The sequence below is a fragment of the Mangrovicoccus sp. HB161399 genome, assembly GCF_013184745.1.
GTDB lineage: Bacteria > Pseudomonadota > Alphaproteobacteria > Rhodobacterales > Rhodobacteraceae > Mangrovicoccus.
The window spans coordinates 1-16,729 of sequence record NZ_JAATVU010000069.1; the positions used below are offsets into that span (position 1 = coordinate 1).

16 protein-coding genes and 2 pseudogenes are annotated in these 16,729 nt (G+C 69.8%); 4 read left to right on the forward strand and 14 right to left on the reverse strand.

From position 1 onward, the window contains the following. Positions 1–100 precede the first annotated feature (100 nt). Positions 101–409, forward strand: a pseudogene (locus HCC78_RS33280) (ATP-binding protein); the annotation flags it as partial. Positions 410–623: 214 nt separating this feature from the next. After that, positions 624–752, forward strand: a pseudogene (locus HCC78_RS34985) (IS3 family transposase); the annotation flags it as partial. A 267-nt stretch (positions 753–1,019) separates the two neighbouring features. Here the strand turns inward: HCC78_RS34985 and HCC78_RS33965 are convergent. The 9 genes from HCC78_RS33965 to HCC78_RS25545 all read right to left on the reverse strand — a co-directional run bounded on the left by HCC78_RS33965 (position 1,020) and on the right by HCC78_RS25545 (position 10,723). After that, the gene (locus HCC78_RS33965) at positions 1,020–1,487 is read right to left on the reverse strand and encodes a hypothetical protein (RefSeq protein ID WP_253949361.1); all 468 of its coding nucleotides are present in this window, start codon (positions 1,485–1,487) and stop codon (positions 1,020–1,022) included. Beyond that, positions 1,484–4,087 (reverse strand): aminopeptidase N, encoded by a 2,604-nt coding sequence (gene pepN / locus HCC78_RS25510; protein WP_172331604.1) that lies wholly within the window; start codon positions 4,085–4,087, stop codon positions 1,484–1,486. The genes HCC78_RS33965 and pepN overlap by 4 nt, the downstream gene beginning before the upstream one ends. A 104-nt stretch (positions 4,088–4,191) precedes the next feature. Then, entirely contained in the window at positions 4,192–4,521 is a 330-nt protein-coding gene (locus HCC78_RS25515) for a hypothetical protein (RefSeq protein WP_172331605.1), read from the reverse strand. Between the two features lie 258 nt (positions 4,522–4,779). After that, entirely contained in the window at positions 4,780–5,883 is a 1,104-nt protein-coding gene (locus HCC78_RS25520; RefSeq protein WP_172331606.1) for a M23 family metallopeptidase, read from the reverse strand. A gap of 109 nt (positions 5,884–5,992) precedes the next feature. Further along, a complete protein-coding gene (locus HCC78_RS25525) occupies positions 5,993–6,637 on the reverse strand; it encodes a protein-L-isoaspartate(D-aspartate) O-methyltransferase (RefSeq protein WP_172331607.1) in 645 nt (214 codons plus the stop codon). A gap of 5 nt (positions 6,638–6,642) precedes the next feature. Next, positions 6,643–7,437 (reverse strand): 5'/3'-nucleotidase SurE, encoded by a 795-nt coding sequence (gene surE / locus HCC78_RS25530; RefSeq protein ID WP_172331608.1) that lies wholly within the window; start codon positions 7,435–7,437, stop codon positions 6,643–6,645. 112 nt (positions 7,438–7,549) lie between these two features. Then, a complete protein-coding gene (gene speB, locus HCC78_RS25535) occupies positions 7,550–8,509 on the reverse strand; it encodes an agmatinase (protein ID WP_172331609.1) in 960 nt (319 codons plus the stop codon). 110 nt (positions 8,510–8,619) lie between these two features. Continuing rightward, entirely contained in the window at positions 8,620–9,522 is a 903-nt protein-coding gene (locus tag HCC78_RS25540; protein ID WP_172331610.1) for a hypothetical protein, read from the reverse strand. Between the two features lie 4 nt (positions 9,523–9,526). Further along, entirely contained in the window at positions 9,527–10,723 is a 1,197-nt protein-coding gene (locus HCC78_RS25545) for an alanine--glyoxylate aminotransferase family protein (RefSeq protein WP_172331611.1), read from the reverse strand. A 179-nt stretch (positions 10,724–10,902) separates the two neighbouring features. Between HCC78_RS25545 and HCC78_RS25550 the strand changes: the two genes are divergently transcribed. Both HCC78_RS25550 and HCC78_RS25555 read left to right on the forward strand, forming a co-directional pair. Then, positions 10,903–11,580, forward strand: coding sequence for a tyrosine-protein phosphatase (locus tag HCC78_RS25550; protein WP_172331612.1), 678 nt, complete (start codon positions 10,903–10,905; stop codon positions 11,578–11,580). After that, entirely contained in the window at positions 11,577–13,370 is a 1,794-nt protein-coding gene (locus HCC78_RS25555) for an ABC transporter ATP-binding protein (protein ID WP_172331613.1), read from the forward strand. Before HCC78_RS25550 ends, HCC78_RS25555 begins: the two co-directional genes overlap by 4 nt. A 508-nt stretch (positions 13,371–13,878) precedes the next feature. Here HCC78_RS25555 and HCC78_RS25560 read toward each other — a convergent pair. The 5 genes from HCC78_RS25560 to HCC78_RS25580 all read right to left on the reverse strand — a co-directional run bounded on the left by HCC78_RS25560 (position 13,879) and on the right by HCC78_RS25580 (position 16,698). After that, entirely contained in the window at positions 13,879–14,175 is a 297-nt protein-coding gene (locus tag HCC78_RS25560; protein ID WP_371743932.1) for a 2Fe-2S iron-sulfur cluster-binding protein, read from the reverse strand. A gap of 212 nt (positions 14,176–14,387) precedes the next feature. Next, entirely contained in the window at positions 14,388–14,885 is a 498-nt protein-coding gene (locus HCC78_RS25565; RefSeq protein WP_172331615.1) for a copper chaperone PCu(A)C, read from the reverse strand. A 32-nt stretch (positions 14,886–14,917) separates the two neighbouring features. Beyond that, on the reverse strand, positions 14,918–15,268 hold the full coding sequence (locus HCC78_RS25570) for a hypothetical protein (protein WP_172331616.1): 351 nt from the start codon (positions 15,266–15,268) through the stop codon (positions 14,918–14,920). A gap of 12 nt (positions 15,269–15,280) precedes the next feature. Next, a complete protein-coding gene (locus HCC78_RS25575) occupies positions 15,281–16,360 on the reverse strand; it encodes a quinone-dependent dihydroorotate dehydrogenase (RefSeq protein ID WP_172331617.1) in 1,080 nt (359 codons plus the stop codon). Further along, the gene (locus HCC78_RS25580; RefSeq protein ID WP_172331618.1) at positions 16,357–16,698 is read right to left on the reverse strand and encodes a DUF952 domain-containing protein; all 342 of its coding nucleotides are present in this window, start codon (positions 16,696–16,698) and stop codon (positions 16,357–16,359) included. Before HCC78_RS25580 ends, HCC78_RS25575 begins: the two co-directional genes overlap by 4 nt. Positions 16,699–16,729 lie beyond the last annotated feature (31 nt).

A 16,729-nucleotide genomic window follows, 5' to 3' on the forward strand; every position in this document is an offset into this window, starting at 1 on the left:
TCTTCGGAACCGAGGCTAGCCCGGATGCGCTGCCGGGCAAAGCATGAACTCCGCATTCATTGTGGGTGCCCTTGCCGGCGCGGGGGGACGCCGCCGGCTGGAGCTTGGCCATCTGCCCTTTGCCCAGACCGGCGGCCAGCTCGTTCGGCGGGACAACCGTCCGCTGGACGCTTGTCTTTTCCGTCTCGCTCCATCTGATCGGCCGCCTGTACGAGTGCAGCTCGGCCATCGTCGCGGCCAACCTGGCCTCCGGCGAATGGCCCGTTCGCCATCGGTCCCGAACCAGCGGCGGCGCGATGGCTCGCTCTTCGGCGGTGCCAAGATGACGGCCGCGCTCCTCGACCGTCTGGCCCGCCACTGCGGGATCCCCGAAACCGGCAACGAGAGCTGGCGCCTCGGGAACCGCGCCTGGGCTCAGGCAAGCTGCCCCGACACGGCTGCGCCACCTGGAAGCTGCGCCGCGCCGGGCCAGCTCGAGACGCGAAAACCGGGTCCCCTTTCAGAGCCGATCGACACCGCACCACCCGGAACCGTCGATCGGCCAGAAGTGCAAGTTGCTGCGGATTGCGCGCTCATCCTTCCATTGCACGCCCAAGGGCGAGACCGAGCAGAACCTCGAACTGGTGCGTCAGATTGGCGGGCAGTTCCTGGAGCCCCCGTTCTTCGGTGTCCTGCAGATGACCTGTCGCCTGCGCAACCACGGGCACCTCGTCAACGAGAAGCGGATATGTCGGCTGATGCGCCTCATGGGGCTCATGCCGCGGGAGAGGCCGCAGAACCAGTCAGCTCACTTGGCGAACATTTGGGGGCTAAGGGTCCCGCGCGAGGTCCCGAATTGTGGGGCAATGGTCAAGGCCGGGCGTCCGGCGAGCTGTTCCTGCGATTGGACCGGGCGATCAACGCGGCGGGGGCAGACCGCCTATGACAAGCTGGGCGCAGCGCCGCGGCAAGTGCGACAGCGATGCCGAGCGGAGCGGCTCGGCGCCTTGCCTGGCCGAGCCGGAGCAGGCCCGGGCCGGCTAGCGGCGGTTGAGGGCGGCCGCCTCGGCCGCCTGGGCGCGCTGGATGCCCAGCACCATGGGATCGGCTGTCGCGACCGGCGTGAAATCCGGCGTGCCGCTGCCGGTCCCGAAGCCGGGGCGCGAGAGCGGCCGCGAGGAGGAGATCGCCTGCGCCTGCACCCGCTGCTGCCGCAGGCGCGCTGTGTCGGCGGCGGGAACCGGAGCCGTGGCGGGCAGGGAAGCGATCCCGGTGGCCAGGTCGTCGATCCGGCGCAGCTGCGCCTCCGCCGCATAGGGCGTGACATTGGGCACGGGCGTGTCCCGCTCCAGCCTGTCCGGGTGCAGCGCCTCCGCGGTTCCGGCCCCGGCCAGCCCTGCCGGGGCCTGCCGGGCGGCGGGATAGGGGCGTGCGGGCTCCTCTCCGAGCTCGGTCAGCCCGCCGCATGCGGCGAGCGCCAAGGTGCAGAGGAGCCCGGCGCGCGTCACGCGAGGATCCGGCTGACCATCTCGGCGGTGTCGCGGCTCAGATCCTTGGCAGCGAGGATCCGCTCCAGCTCTTCGCGCATCAGCGCGCGCCGGTCGTCGTCGTAGCGCCGCCAGGTCTCGAAGGCCGTGCTCATCCGCGCGGTGGTCTGCGGGTTCACCGGGTCGAGCTTGATCAGCCAGTCGGCCACCAGCCGGTAGCCCGCCCCCGAAGGATCGTGGAAGCCCGCGGGATTGGCCGCGAAGCCGCCGATCACGGCGCGGAACCGGTTCGGCGTCTTCCAGGAGAAATCCGGATGCTGCGTCAGGGCCTTGGCCGTTTCTGCCGCGGCTTCGGGCGCCGCCAGCCCGACCTGCAGGCCGAACCATTTGTCGAGAACCAGCCGGTCGGTTTTCCACTGGCCGTAAAATCGGGACAGCTCGTCCTCCGCCGAGCCGATCGAGACGAGGGCGGAGAGGGCACCGAACTGTTCGGTCATGTTGTCGGCAGCGTCGAACTGGGCGCGGGCGCGGTGCCCGCCATCCACCAGCGTCAGCAGCGACAGCGTCGCCGCGGCCAGGGCACGCTTGCCTGCGGAGGCGGCGTCGGGGCTGTAGGGTCCCTCGACCCGGGCATATTCGTAGAGCGCGGCCAGGCGCGGCTGCAGCGCGGCGGCCATCGCCTCCGAGAACTCGCGCCGCGCCCGGTAGATTGCCACCGGGTCGGGCACCACGCCGCGGTCATGCAGCGCCTGCGCGATGTCGTCCTGCGAGGGCAGGGCCAGGCAGAGCGCGCGGAAGGCGGGGTCAAGCTCGAGATCGCGGATCAGGTCGCCGAGCGCCGCGAAATAGGCCTTGTCGGGCTCGGTGCCGTAGCGGAGCTTCGACAGCAGGGCATCCTTGGCCAGCGCGCGGCCCGCTTCCCAGCGGTTGAACGGGTCGGTGTCGTGGATGAACAGGAACAGCCGGTCGGCGGCATCGTGGCTGCGTTCCAGGATCACCGGCGCCGAGAAGCCGCGCAGCACCGAGGCGACCGGCCGCTCGGCCAGGTCCTTGAAGCGGAAGCTCTGGCGCGTCTCGGTCAGTTCCAGCACGGTGGTCGGAACGACCTCGCTGCCGTCGCGGGCCAGGAGCCCTACGGCGACCGGGATGACCAGCGGGCGCTTTTCCGGCTGGCCGGGGGTTGTCGGGGTCTTCTGCGACAGGGTGAGGGTGAAAGTGCCGTCCGCCCAGCTTTCCTCGACCTTGACCCGCGGGGTCCCGGCCTGGCTGTACCACAGCTTGAATTGCGACAGGTCGCGGCCGCAGGCATCTTCGAACACCTTCAGCCAGTCCTCGATGGTGCAGGCCTGGCCGTCATGGCGCTTGAAATAGAGGTCGAGCGCCTTGGCATAGCCTTCCGCGCCGACCAGCCGGCGCAGCATCCCGATCAGCTCCGCGCCCTTCTCGTAGACCGTGGCGGTGTAGAAGTTGTTGATCTCGACGAAGCTCTCGGGGCGGACCGGATGGGCCAGCGGGCCGTTGTCCTCGCGGAACTGCCGGGCGCGCAGCGCCAGCACGTCATTGATCCGCTGCACCGGGGCGGAGCGCTCGTCGGCCGAGAACTGCTGGTCGCGGTAGACCGTCAGCCCTTCCTTCAGGCAGAGCTGGAACCAGTCGCGGCAGGTGATCCGGTTGCCGGTCCAGTTGTGGAAATACTCATGCGCGATGATCGACTCGATGCGCTCGTAATTGGCGTCCGTGGCCGTCTCGGGGCTGGCGAGCACGGCGGAGGAGTTGAAGATGTTCAGCCCCTTGTTCTCCATCGCCCCCATGTTGAAATCGTCCACGGCGACGATGTTGAACACGTCCAGATCGTATTCGCGGCCATAGACCTTCTCGTCCCAGGCCATCGAGCGCTTCAGCGCGTCCATGGCGAAGGCGCATTTGCCGATATCCGCCTCGCGCACCCAGATGCCCAGACCGACCTTGCGCCCCGAGGCGGTGGCGAAGCTGTCGCGGTGGCAGGCCAGGTCGCCCGCGACCAGCGCAAAGAGATAGGCGGGCTTCTTCCAGGGGTCGTGCCATTCGGCGAAGCCCTCTCCCTTCTTGCCCGGGTTGCCGTTGGACAGCAGCACCGGCAGGTCGCCCTCGATCCGCACCGAGAAGGGCGCCATCACGTCGGGCCGGTCGGGATAGTAGGTGATCTTGCGGAAGCCCTCGGCCTCGCATTGGGTGCAGTACATGCCGTTCGACATGTAGAGCCCTTCCAGCGCGGTGTTCTCCGAGGGGTTGATCTCGACCTCGGCCTCCCAGACGAAGGGCTTGTCCGGCACCGCGCAGACGAGGCCGGTCTTGGTCAGGCGGGGCGAGGCCGCCTTGCCGTCGATCCGCGCGCCGATCAGCTTCAGCTTCTCGCCGTGCAGCACCAGCTGCGGCTTTTCGCGGTCGGGCTGGGGCAGCCCCTCGGTGTCGGGCTTGGCCGGGGCGGCGGGATTCGGGCGGAAGGAGATGCGGCTGACGACCCGCGTGGCGGTCGGGTGCAGGCGGAAGACCAGCTCGACCTTGTCGACGAGATGGCTGAAGGGCGCGTAGTCCTTCAGATAGACGGTTTCGGCCGCAGATTGGGGGCTCGCATCGCGCATCGGGGACTCCTGTGTTCCGGCGGGAGCCTAGACCCCGCGGGGCGCGAGCGGAAGGGGCCGGCGGGCGCGATGCCGTGATCCGCGCGGCTCGGGCGCGTCCGCGGTCACCGCGCGGCCAGCTCGCGCCGGCGCGCCAGCCCGCCGTTGAGCATCACGTAGTCATGCACCTCGCAGAGCATGAAATGCCGAGTGTCGCGGTCCTCCAGCTGGCGGACGGTCTCGGGATTGCCTGCCAGGTAGCGGTGCGCGGTCCGGCGGAACGGTTCGGGCAGGGCGAAATTGAAGGCCGAGGGTTTCGCCAGCAGCCGGAGGACCCGCTCGAAGAGCAGCTCGTAGCGGTCGTCGGGCGGGGCCATGTACATGGTCTCGACGTTCTCGCCATATTGCTCGAACATCCGCAGATAATCGTCGATCGACGGGGTTTCCTGGCTCATGGGGACCTCGCTGCCGCTGCGCCCGGACCCGTGGCGGCCCGGCAGGGGACAGTCTATGCCGCGGCGCCTCTCTGGCATAGTTTGGAATCGTTCCAAACTGGGCGGGCGGGCGGCGGTTGCCCTTCCGGCAGCCGAATGCCGGGAATTTGCGCAGGCCGACGATGCCGCCGCAGGGGCGCGCGATTCGCGGGCGGGCAGGGACCCCGGCCCGGGCAGGTCCCGGCGGCCGCGCAGTCCGCGCCGCCGCCGGGGCCGGGATCAGTTCAGGTAGTCGATCGGGTCGACGCTTTCGAAGCCGTTGCGGACCTCGAAATGCAGGAAGGACGGGTTCGACTGGCGCACCACGCCGATCTGCTGGCCGCGCCGCACGGTGTCGCCCTTGGCGACCGCGATGGAATCGACGTTGGCATAGACCGTCAGCAGGTTGTCGGGATGGCGCACCACCACGATCGGCACCTGGTCGACATCGCGGGTAATCGCGGCGACGGTGCCGCCCTCGGCGGCCCGCACCGGCGCGCCGACGGAGGCGGCGAAGTCGATCCCCTCGTTCGAGCCCTTCTCGTAGCCGCGCAGGATGCGGCCCTCGACCGGCTTGGCCAGCCGTGCCGTGTCCGAGGCGGCGGTCTGCGGCGCTTCGATCGGCGCCACCGCGACTTCCTCGGCCGGGGCGGGGGCGGGCTCGTCATCCGCGGGCTGCGGCTCGGCGGCGCTCGGCGGTTCGGCGACGCGGGTGCCTTCGCCGGGCTCCGAGGTCGAGGCGGCGGCGCCTGCGGGCTGCTGTCCGGGCAGCGGGATCAGCAGCACCTGACCCTCGCGCACCGAATAGTCGGGCGGCAGGCCGTTCCAGTCGGCCAGCGCGCGGACCGAGACATTGTAGAGCCTCGCAATGGAATAGGCGGTCTCGCCGCGGGTCACGGTATGGCGCACCGGCTCGGCCGCGTTGGCGGAGCTGCCGGACGGGGCTGTCCCGTCGGCGCGGTCGAGCGCGGCGCCCGCGATCGAAGCGATGTCGTCGCTTTCCGAGCTGCCCGAGGACAGCCGGGTCGGCAGCACCAGGAGCTCGCCGTCGCGCAGCGCGGCGTTCTCCGGCAGGCCGTTGTGCCGCGCCAGCGCCGCCGGGTCGATGCCCAGGCGGTTGGCCACGGAGACCGGCGTGTCGCCCCGCTGGGCGCGCACCGCGTCATAGGTCGGGTAGCTGATCACGCCGCGGGCGTCGGTGCGCGGCGGTGCCGCCGTGGGCGCCGTGACCGGCGCATTGCCGGGATCGGTGCCCATCACCGGCAGGCTGACATTGGTGCAGGCGGCGAGCAGCGCCGCCGCTGCAAGCGAACCGGCACGGAGGAGGGGCGGCTTGAGGCTCATCTGCTCATCTTCCTTCTGGCGCCGCCCTCTCGGCGGGGCGTTCTCGCGCGTCACAAAACATCCGGGCCGGATACCCTGCGGGCTCCGGCCGGTCAAACGTCTGCAGGGGCTATATCTCGTCCTGTCCGAGGCCCTCGACAAGGGGCACGAAGCGGACATCGCCCAGCTCTTCGTATTCCACCCCGTCGGGACCCCGCACCGCCTTGATCAGCCGCTGCACCGAATGGGACTGCCCCACCGGCACGACCATTGTACCGCCCTCGCGCAGCTGCGCCAAGAGCGGGCCGGGCGGATCCTCTGCCGCGGCGGTCACGAGTATGCGGTCGAAGGGCGCGATGGCGGGCAGGCCGCGGCTGCCGTCGGCCGTCATCGCGGTGACATTGTGCAGGTCGAGCTTGCGGAACCGGGCCGTCGCCTCGTCGACCAGCCGCTTGTGGCGGTCTATGGTGTAGACCCGCCGCGCAAGCTGGCTGAGCACCGCCGCCTGGTAGCCCGAGCCGGTGCCGACCTCCAGGACCGTGTCGCGCGGGCCCACGTTCAGCGCGGCGGTCATCCGCGCCACGACGGTCGGCTGCGAAATGGTCTGGCCGCAGGGGATCGGCAGCGGCATGTCCTCGTAGGCGCGGCCGGAAAAGGTGCCGGTGATGAAGAGCCCGCGGTCGATGCGCTCCATGGCCTTGAGCACCCGCTCGTCGAGGATGCCCTGCTGCCGGAGGTGAAAGATGAACTGCATCTTCTGTTCGGCGGAGCTCATGGCGGCTAGCCTTCGTCGAGCAGGGCCGCCAGCCTCTCGAGCCGGTCATGCGCCGTCAGGTCGGCCCGCAGCGGCGTGACCGAGATGAAGTCGTCGAGATTGGCCGCCACGTCGGTTCCGGGCGCCGAGGGCACGGTCTGGTCGCCGCCGCGTGCCCAGAGGAACTGCCGCCCCGAGGGCGAGGGCTGTGCGGTGACCGAAAAGTTCACGCCCGGGCGCCTGCCCTGCGAGGCGACGCGGGTGCCCTTCACCCCGGCTGCCGGGCAGGCGGGGAAATTGACGTTGTAGAACAGGTCGTAGCCGTTCTCGGTATCCCAGTCGGCGCTGTCGAGCAGGGCCCGGATCACGCGCGCGCCATGGCGGCCCGCCGCTTCGAAGCTGTCCTCGAGCCGGACGTTGCGGTGGCCGTAGAACTGCGACAGGGCGATCGAGCGGATGCCCTGCAGCGCGCCTTCCAGCGCGCCGCCGAGCGTGCCCGAATAGAGCACGTTCTCGCCGGAATTGTTGCCGCGGTTCACCCCGGACAGGACCAGGTCCGGCGCGTGGTCCTGCATGACATGGTAGATGCCTGCCAGCACGCAGTCGGCCGGGGCGCCTTCGGCCGCGAAGCGGCGCGGCCCGAGCTCGGCGATCATGGTGGGATGGGTATAGCTGATGCAATGCCCGACGCCCGACTGCTCGAAGGCAGGGGCCACGGTCCAGACCTCGCCGCCGGGGCCTGCGACTTCTGCCGCGATGCGTTCGAGCACCGCGAGACCGGGAGCATTGATGCCGTCATCGTTGGTAATCAGGATGCGCAAGGGAAAGTGTCCTCGTTCCGTCCCGTCGGGGATAGGGGAGAGCCGCGCGCGGGTAAATCCCCCGCCGCGCGGTTTTGCGGCAGGGTGATGGATATGTCTCAGGAAAGGCGGGTCAGGCGCGCTGCGCTGCCTTCTGGCGGGCAATCAGGCACAGGAAGTCATGCGCGACCGTCGCTGCCGCCAGCGCGGTGATCTCGGCATGGTCGTAGGGCGGCGAGACCTCGACGACGTCCATGCCGACCAGGTTCAGCCCGTCGAGCCCGCGGATGAATTCCAGCGCCTGCCAGGAGGCCAGCCCGCCGGGCACCGGCGTGCCGGTGCCCGGCGCGAAGGCCGGATCCATGCCGTCGACGTCGAAGCTGACATAGACTGGCGCCCGGCCTGCGCGCTCGCGAACCGCGGCGATGGCTGCGTCGATGCCGTGGCGGTGGATCCATGGCGCGGTCAGGATGCGGAAGGGCGGATCGGCATCGTTGTGGGTCCTGAGCCCGACCTGGGAGGAGCGCTCCACGTCGATGATGCCCTCGGCGACGGCGCGGGAGAACATCGTGCCATGGTCGAGCCGGGTGCCGTCATCCTCCCAGGTGTCGCAATGCGCGTCGAACTGCACCAGCGCGACGGGGCCGTGGCGCCGCGCATGGGCGCGCAGCAGCGGCAGGGCGATGGAATGGTCGCCACCCAGCGTCAGCATGGCCGCGCCGGAGGCCAGGATCGCGTCGGCATGGGCCTCGATGGCGGGCGCCACGGTGCCGGGGTGGTGCGGGTCGAGATACACGTCGCCCCAGTCGATGGCGGACAGCGTCTCGAACGGGTCGAAGCCCCAGGGGAAGGCCTTGAGTTCCGCCAGCTGCACCGAGGCCGCCCGGATCGCCTGCGGGCCGGCCCGCGTGCCTGTGCGGTTGGTCACGGCGCTGTCGAAGGGCACGCCGGAAACCACGAGGTCGACGCCCGCAAGATCGCGGCTGTAGTTGCGGCGCAGGAAGCTCAGCACCCCGCCATAGGTCATCTCGGGCCAGCGGCCCAGCGTGGTGTCCTTGCGGCGGACTGCCTGATCGCCCTTTTCCGCGGCCATGCGGAGAATCCCCTGCTGCGCGGAAGATCGACTCGCCCCCCGCCTGTCGCGCGCATAGTCGCGGGCCGGGCGGCACCGTCAACTGCCGGACGGGCGTTCCGTCGCGGCGTTCAGCGGCCGCCGGGCGGGCCGAGCGCCGCGAGGATCTCCGCCAGAAGCCGCGCGTGCGCGGCGCGGCGGGCCTCCGGCGAGCCGCCGCAGAGCCCGGCATCCGCCCCGAGGATCTCCGGTCCCGCCTCGGTGCAGACCGGAAAGGCATCGGCGGGCGCATGGCCCTCCGTGATCGCATCCCCGGCGGCATCTGCGGGCAGCGCGGAGAGCAGTCCGGGATATTCGGGCAGGACCGCGATGGCGGCCGCGACCCGCGCGTCGCGCCGATCTGCGGCCAGTCCGGCCGGGTCGGCATCGGCCGGGGAGACGCCGGCGGCCGCCATCCAGGCGCAATCCGGGCCGCTGCCGCCGGCTTCGCAGGACCGGGCATAGCCCCCGGCATCGAGCTCGGCCCCGGCGAGCATGAGCGCCGCGGTGCCGCCGAGCGCGAATCCGAGCACGCTGATCCGGTCCGGGTCGATCCGGCCGCCCCAGAGAGGATCGGCCAGCAGCGTGCCGAGCGCGAGGGACAGATCCGCGGGGCGGCGCCAGATTTCGTCCGGCGCCCCGGCAGGATCCGGGGGCGGTGCGCTGGCCAGAACTGCGAGATATCCCTTCCGGGCCAGGTCCGCCGCCAGCCAGCTGCCGGTGCCTGACGCCGAGCGCAGCCCGCCATGCGAGATCAGGACCAGCGGCAGCGGCCCCGGCAGCGGCGGCGCTCCGCTGCGGGCCGCCTCTCCGCGGAAAACCGCGTTGCCGCCCGCGGAAACGGCCGTGCCGCCCGGGCCCGCCGGATGCCAGAGCTGCAGCTTCAGCGGGCGCCCGCCCGATCCGGACAGCTCGAGCATGTCCAGGCCGGGAGGGTCGTCCGCCTGGCAGGGCAGGGCCCAGAGCAGCGCGAGCGCTGCCAGCCACCTGCGCACCGGGTCAGGTCCGGGCGCAGACTGCGGCGGCGGCTTCCAGCGCGCCCTTGCCATGCGGGATGCCGAGCGCGACGAGGCCCGCCTCGATCGTGCCGAGCACGCCCAGCACCATGTGGGCGTTGACATGGCCCATATGGGCGATGCGGAAATAGCCGTCGGAATCCCTCTTCTCGACGGTTTCCATGCCCAGGCCGATGCCCAGCGTCACCCCGGCCTCGTCGGTGAGCCACTGGCGCAGGCGCGGACCGTGCTCCTTGCCGATGCTGACCGTGGTCACAGCATGGCTGCGCAGCGACGGATCGGCGATGTTGAACTCCATCGGGCCGCCCTGGCTCCAGGCGCCGACCGCGGCCCAGACCGTCCGCGCCAGCGTGGCATGGCGGGCCCAGACATTCTCCATGCCCTCCTCGTGCAGCATCGAGAGCGCCTCGCGCAGGCCGTAGAGGTGGTGGGTCGGCGCGGTGCCGTTGAAATACTGGTAGAACATCTCCGGCTCGGAGCGCGGCACCCAGTCCCAGTACATGCTGACGGTCTCGACCTCGGCCCGGCGCGCCTTGGCGCGGTCGTTGAAGAAGACGAAGCCGAGCCCCGGAGGCGTCATCAGGCCCTTCTGCGAGGCGGTGATCACCACGTCGGCGCCCCAGGCATCCATCTGCATCTCGTCGACCGCGAGGCAGGCAATGCAGTCGACCATCAGGAGCGCCGGGTGGCCGGCCGCGTCGATGGCGGCCCGCACCGCGGCGACGTCGCTGCGCACGGAGGTGGCCGTGTCGACCTGCACCATGGTGATCACCCTGATCTCGTGGCCGGGGTCGGCGCGCAGCCGCTCCTCGACCTTGGCCGGATCGACCGGGGCCTGCAGGCCGAAATCCATCCGCTCGACCGCGACGCCCATGCGCCCGGCGGTCTCGGCCCAGCCGAAGCCGAAACGCCCGGTGCACAGCGCCAGCATCCTGTCGCCGGGCGACAGCACGTTGGCGACCGAAGCTTCCCAGACGCCATGGCCGTTGGCGATGTAGATCGCCACGTAACCCTCGGTGCGGGCGACCTTCTTCAGGTCGGGGATCATCGCGTCGGTCATCTCGGCCAGCGCGCCGTAATAGATGTTCGGCGCCGGCCGGTGCATCGCCTGCAGCACTCGGTCGGGCATGACCGAGGGGCCGGGAATTGCGAGATAGTGACGACCGTGAGCGAGAGACATGACGCACCTTTCCGACTGCGCGAACCACCCGTTTCCCGTAGTCGCAGCGCGCCACCGCGTCCAGACTTCGGCACGCTTTTTGCACCGCGGACTTGATGGAACCCCCCCGAGCGCGTATTTCCCCGCCACTTGCGGTCCGATATCCACAGGCGATGGACCGCGCAGATGACGGCAGGAATATGAATCCGATCAAGGCGCGGTTCCGCGAATTCGAGCACAAGATGCGCAAGCGCTACGGGCGCCGGATCGGCACGCCTGCCGAGCGGCGGCAGGCGATGCTGCATTTCCACCTGATGGATCACGGCATCCTGCGCACCGTCTGGTGGAACATGGAGGAGATCGCCCCGGGGATCTGGCGGTCGAACCAGCCCTCGCCGCGCCGGGTCGCGCATTACGCCAAGATGGGGATCCGCACGATCATCAACCTGCGTGGCGAGAAGAAGCACTCGCCCTACCTGTTCGAGCGCGAGGCCTGCGCGCGGCACGGCATTACGCTGCTCGACATCGAGCTGTCGGCGCGCAAGCTGGTCCCGCGGGAGGACCTGATGGAGCTGATTGCCCTGATGCGGCTGGCGGAGCGGCCGATGCTGATGCACTGCAAGTCGGGATCGGACCGGGCGGGCTTCGCCGCGGTGCTCTACCTTGCGGTCGTCGAGGGGCGCCCGCTGAAGGAGGCGCGGCGCCACCTGCACTGGAAATACCTGCATCTCAGCTCGACGGACACGGGCATTCTCGACCATGTGCTGGACGTCTACGAGGCGGATAGCCGCGAGACCGGGCAATCGCTGGAGGAATGGATCTCCACGCGCTACGATCACGAGGCGCTGACCCGGAGCTGGAAGAAGACGAGGACATGAGCAGACGCGAGACCGAAGTCCCCGACGCAGAAGCCTGGCCGCTGGTCAAATGGCTCTGGATCAACTACCTCAACCCCTACAAGTGGCGGGTCGCCATCGCCTTCGCGCTGATGGCGCTGGAAGGCTCGATGATGGGCCTCTTGGCCTACACGCTGAAGCCGATGTTCGACAAGATCTTCGTCGGCGGCGAGGTGGACGCGATGAAATGGGTCGCGCTGGCGATCATGGCGATCTTCGTCGTGCGCGGCGTGTCCAGCCTCGTCCAGAAGCGGATCATGACCTATGTCGGCCAGATCTCGACCGCGCAGATGCGGCGCGACCTGCTTGCCCATGTCATGTCGCTGGATTCCGCCTTCCACAACAACCACCCGCCGGGGCACATGATCACCCGCGTCCAGGGCGACGTGGTCGGCATCGGCTCGGTCTGGCGCAGCTTCATCCTGGGCGTCGGCCGCGACATCATCTCGGTGTTCTCGCTGACCGCGGTGGCGATCTCGATCGACTGGCGCTGGACGCTGATTGCGCTGGTCGGCGCGCCGCTGCTGATGGCGCCGATCTACTGGGTGCAGCGCTTCGTGCGCCAGCAGACCAAGCGGCAGCGCGACCTGAGCTCCGACATCACCGTGCGGATGGACGAGATCTTCCACGGCATCAACCAGATCAAGCTGAACGCGCTCGAGGGCTACCAGCACAGGCGCTACATGACCCTGCAGGACGAGAGCATCGCGCTGTCGCTGCAGACCCAGCTGGGCAAGGCAATGATCCCGCTGCTGGTCGACCTGATCACCGGCATCGGCTTCGTCGGCGTGCTCTATTTCGCCGGCGGCGAGATCATCTCGGGCGGCAAGACGGTCGGCGAGTTCATGAGCTTCTTCACCGCCATGCTGCTGGTCTTCGAACCGATCCGCCGCCTCTCGGGGCTCGCGGGCAGCTGGCAGGCCTTCGCCACCAAGCTGGAGCGGGTGAAGCACCTGTTCGACACCACGCCGACCATCGTCAGCGTGCCCGACGCACGGACCTCGCCGCCGCCGCGCCCCGACGTGCGGATCGAGGCGGTGAGCCTCGCCTATGGCGAGCTGCCGGTGCTGCGCCGGACCTCGTTCACTGCCGAAGCGGGCAAGACCACGGCGCTGGTCGGTCCCTCGGGGGCGGGCAAGAGCACGGTCTTCAACGTGATCACCCGGCTGATCGACCCCGACGAGGGCCGCGTGCTGATCGGCGGCGTCCCGGCCGAGGAGATCGACCTGGCCACGCTGCGCAACATGTTCGCGGTGGTGACACAGGAAAGCCTGCTCTTCGACGAGACCCTGCGCGAGAACATCACGCTGGGCCGCGAGGACGTGCCCGAGGAGGAGCTGGCCCGCGTGCTGGAGGCGGCGCATGTCGACGATTTCGTCGCCAACATGCCGAAGGGCCTGGACAGCGATGTCGGCGCGCGCGGCACGCTCCTTTCGGGCGGCCAGCGCCAGCGGGTGGCGATTGCCCGTGCCCTGCTGCGCGACGCGCCGATCCTGCTGCTCGACGAGGCGACTTCCGCGCTCGACGTCAAGAGCGAGTCGGTGGTGCAGGAGGCGCTCGACAAGCTGTCGAAGGGGCGGACCACGCTGGTCATCGCCCACCGCCTGTCGACCGTCCGCGATGCCGACAAGATCGTCGTGCTGAACCAGGGCGAGGTGATCGAGCAGGGCACGCATGAAGAGCTGCTGGCCGCCGGCGGCGCCTATGCCGAGCTCTACAACACCCAGTTCGGCAGCGACATCGAAACGCTGCAGGAAAGCAGCCCGGCCTGATGCATGGGGCAGGGGGCGCCGCCCCCCTGTCACCCGCCGGTCCTGGGAACGGGCAGCCGGTCTCCGAGGCCATCATTGTCCAGAGGGGGCAGCTGCCCTCGATCTCGCAGTCCCGCGGCACCGCATCGGCGACGGCGGAGATGTCGAACGTCTCACAGAGGTCGAATTCCATGTTGCCGGAGACCTGCTTCAGCTCGGAGGCGTCGCAGCTGGCGGAGGCCGCGCCGGTGATCGGCAGGAAGCTGGGATGCAGCGGATAGTTGAAATGTGGCCGTAGCCCGCAGATCCCCAGCATGACCCAGGTGAGGGCCAGCCCGTCCATGCCCCACAGCGCCCGGATCAGCCAGACCGGCGACTTGACCTCGGATGGGGTTCCGTCGGCTTCTCGCTGTCGTCACCGGGCATGGCCCCACACCCGTCCCCGAACGCAGAAGGCAGCCGGACCGTGCAGGGCCGGCTGCCTTGCGTCAGCGTGGCCTGCGTGGCCGCCGCCGCTGCGCCGGGCAGGTCAGGGCAGGGAGACCGTCAGCCCGTCCAGCGCCTCGGTCCACAGGATCTGGCAGGACAGCCGCGAGGTCTCGCCCCGCATCGGCAGGAGCGGCAGGACCTTAGCCTCCAGCTCTTCCGGCGGGAGCACCCTTTCCGCCCAGTCCCCGTCAACCTTGACATGGCACATGCCGCACTGGCCCGAGCCGCCGCAGCGGGGCGGAACGAACATGCCCCAGTCGCGCAGGATCTCCATCACCCGCCAGCCTTCCAGGGCCTGCAGCTCATGCTCCGTTCCAGACTTGTCGATCAGCTTCACAATGCCCAAGGCACGACCCTTCCCGCGGTTAAATGGAATTAGAACAATTCCAAAGTATGGCAGCGGTGCGGATCGCGGAATGGGACAATCTGTCCGCCGGTGCCGATTCCCCGCGGCCGAGGGGCAGGCGAACGCAAGGCGGCGCCCCGGGTGGCTGACCGGGCGCCGCCAGATTTTGCGGGGCGCGGCCGGGCCGCGCGGCCATCGGGACGTCAGTTCCCCGTGCTGCCCGCCATCGGGCCGTGGCTGCCCGGCATGCCGTTCTGCATCTGGCCCGGGCCGCGCTCCAGGTCGACCGGCACCTCGATCTCGATCGCGCCGGCCTTCTCGAATGTCAGGGTGACGGGGATCATGTCGCCCTGCTCGAACGGCGCGGAGAGGCCCATGAACATGACGTGGTCGCCGCCGCGGGCCAGCGAATGGCTGCCATGGGCCGGAATCGGGAATCCCTCCTCGACCTCGGTCATCTTCATGACGCCGTTGGCGTCCTGGATGTGGGTGTGCAGCTCCACGCGGTCGGCTGCGGGGGAGGCGGCGGAGAGCAGGCGGTCGGGCTCCGCGCCGGCATTCTCGATCGTCATGAAGGCCGCGCCCGAGACCGACATCGCGGTGGAGGCGCGGGCATAGGCGCCATGGACGGAAATGTCCCCGGCCATGGCGGCGGCGGACAGGGCGGAAAGTCCTGCGGACAGGATGAACGTGCGGAACATGGATGTCTCCTCCTTGGAAATGGTCGCGGCTGTCAGAGGAGAAGGAGAGGGGGCCCCCTTGCGGGCAGGGCCGGGCGCCAGAGCGCATGGGCGGCAGGATGTGCGGGCCGGTGGCGGGATGGCAGCGCCCGGACGTCGGGCGCCAGAGGCAGCAGTGCCGGCGGAATCACCGCGGCAAGCGCGCCGAGGATGCTGTCGGGGCACAGATGCACCTCGCGCACCGGGTTGCCGCCGGCATCGACGCTGACGGTCACGGCCGCGCCGCCGGTGCAGATCACCATCTGTCCGGCGATCCGTGCCTGTCCCCGGGCCGCGCCGAAGCTGATGCCGGAAACCGCCATCAGCAGGACGAGCAGGAAACTGGAGGCGCGGGCGGGGATCATCGGCCTAGCGCATCAGCTTCCGAATTTCGCCGACCACAGATGGGCCTCCTGGCCGCGCGCCTCGGCGATGTTCTCCAGGCCGAGCTCGCGCGCCTTGCGGTCGAGCCCCTCGAGTATCCGCGGCACAAGGGACAGCCCCTCGTAGACCAGCGCCGAATAGAGCTGCAGAGCGGTCGCGCCGGCGGCGATCTTGGCGAAGGCATCCTCGGCCGAGGCGATGCCGCCGACCCCGATCAGCGGCAGCTTGCCTTCGGTCAGCTCGTGCAGCCGCGCCAGCACGGCGGTGGAGCGTTCGAAGAGCGGCGCGCCCGACAGCCCGCCGGTCTCGTTGCGGTGGGCGCTGCGGATGCCGGTGCGGGCGATGGTGGTGTTGGTGGCGATGATGCCGTTCAGGCTGGAGATCGCGGCAACCTCGGCGATGTCCGCCAGCGACTCCTCGTGCAGGTCGGGCGCGATCTTCAGGAAGACCGGGGGCCGGTGGGTTCCGGGCAGGGTGGAACGCGCCTGCATCACTTCGGTGACCAGCGCCCAGAGCGCCTTCTTGCCCTGAAGGTCGCGCAGCTGCTCGGTATTGGGCGAGGACACGTTGATGGTGACGAAATCGACATGCGCGCCGCAGGTCTCCAGCACCGAGACATAATCGGGAATGCGGTCCTCGCTGTCCTTGTTGGCGCCGAGATTGAGCCCCAGCACGCCCCCTGCCGGCCGCGCGGCCAGCTTCGCCGCCATCGCCTCGGCGCCCTCGTTGTTGAAGCCGAAGCGGTTGATGACGCCGCGGTCCTCGGGCAGCCGGAACAGCCGCGGCTTGGGATTGCCGGGCTGCGGCCGCGGCGTGGTCGCGCCGACCTCGACGAAGCCGAAGCCCGCCTGCATCAGCGCGGGCAGGGCGCGGGCGTTCTTGTCGAAGCCCGCCGCCAGGCCTAGCGGGTTCTCCAGCGCCAGCGTGCCCAGCTGGGTTTTCAGCCGGTCGCTGCGCACCTTGCGCGGCAGCGGCGCCAGCCCGCGCTCCAGCGCCCAGATCGCCCAGTCATGCGCCTTTTCCGGATCCATCTTCTGCAGGACCGCAAGCCCTGCCTTCTCCAGCGCCTTCATGCCATCGCCTCCGGGAATGCGTGCCGCCCGTCCGCGTCCAGCGGCAGCGGCCAGGTTTCAGCGACTTCGGACAGCGCCAGCGCGCGGTAGAGATGCGGGAACAGCTGCCCGCCGCGCGAGGGCTCCCATTTCAGCGCGCCGCCCAGGGCGTCCGCCTCGATGGCCGCCAGCACCAGCCCCTCGGCCCCGGCGAAGTGCTTCGCCGCCGTCTCGGCCACCTGGGCGGCGGTGCTGAAATGGATGAACCCGTCGGCCAGATCCACCGGCGCGCCGTCCGTGGTTCCGTCCCGCTCCAGAGCCGCCCATTCGGCGGCGCGAAATATCTTGTAGATCCGCATGGCCCCTCGTGCCGCCTGCGCGGAAATTGGT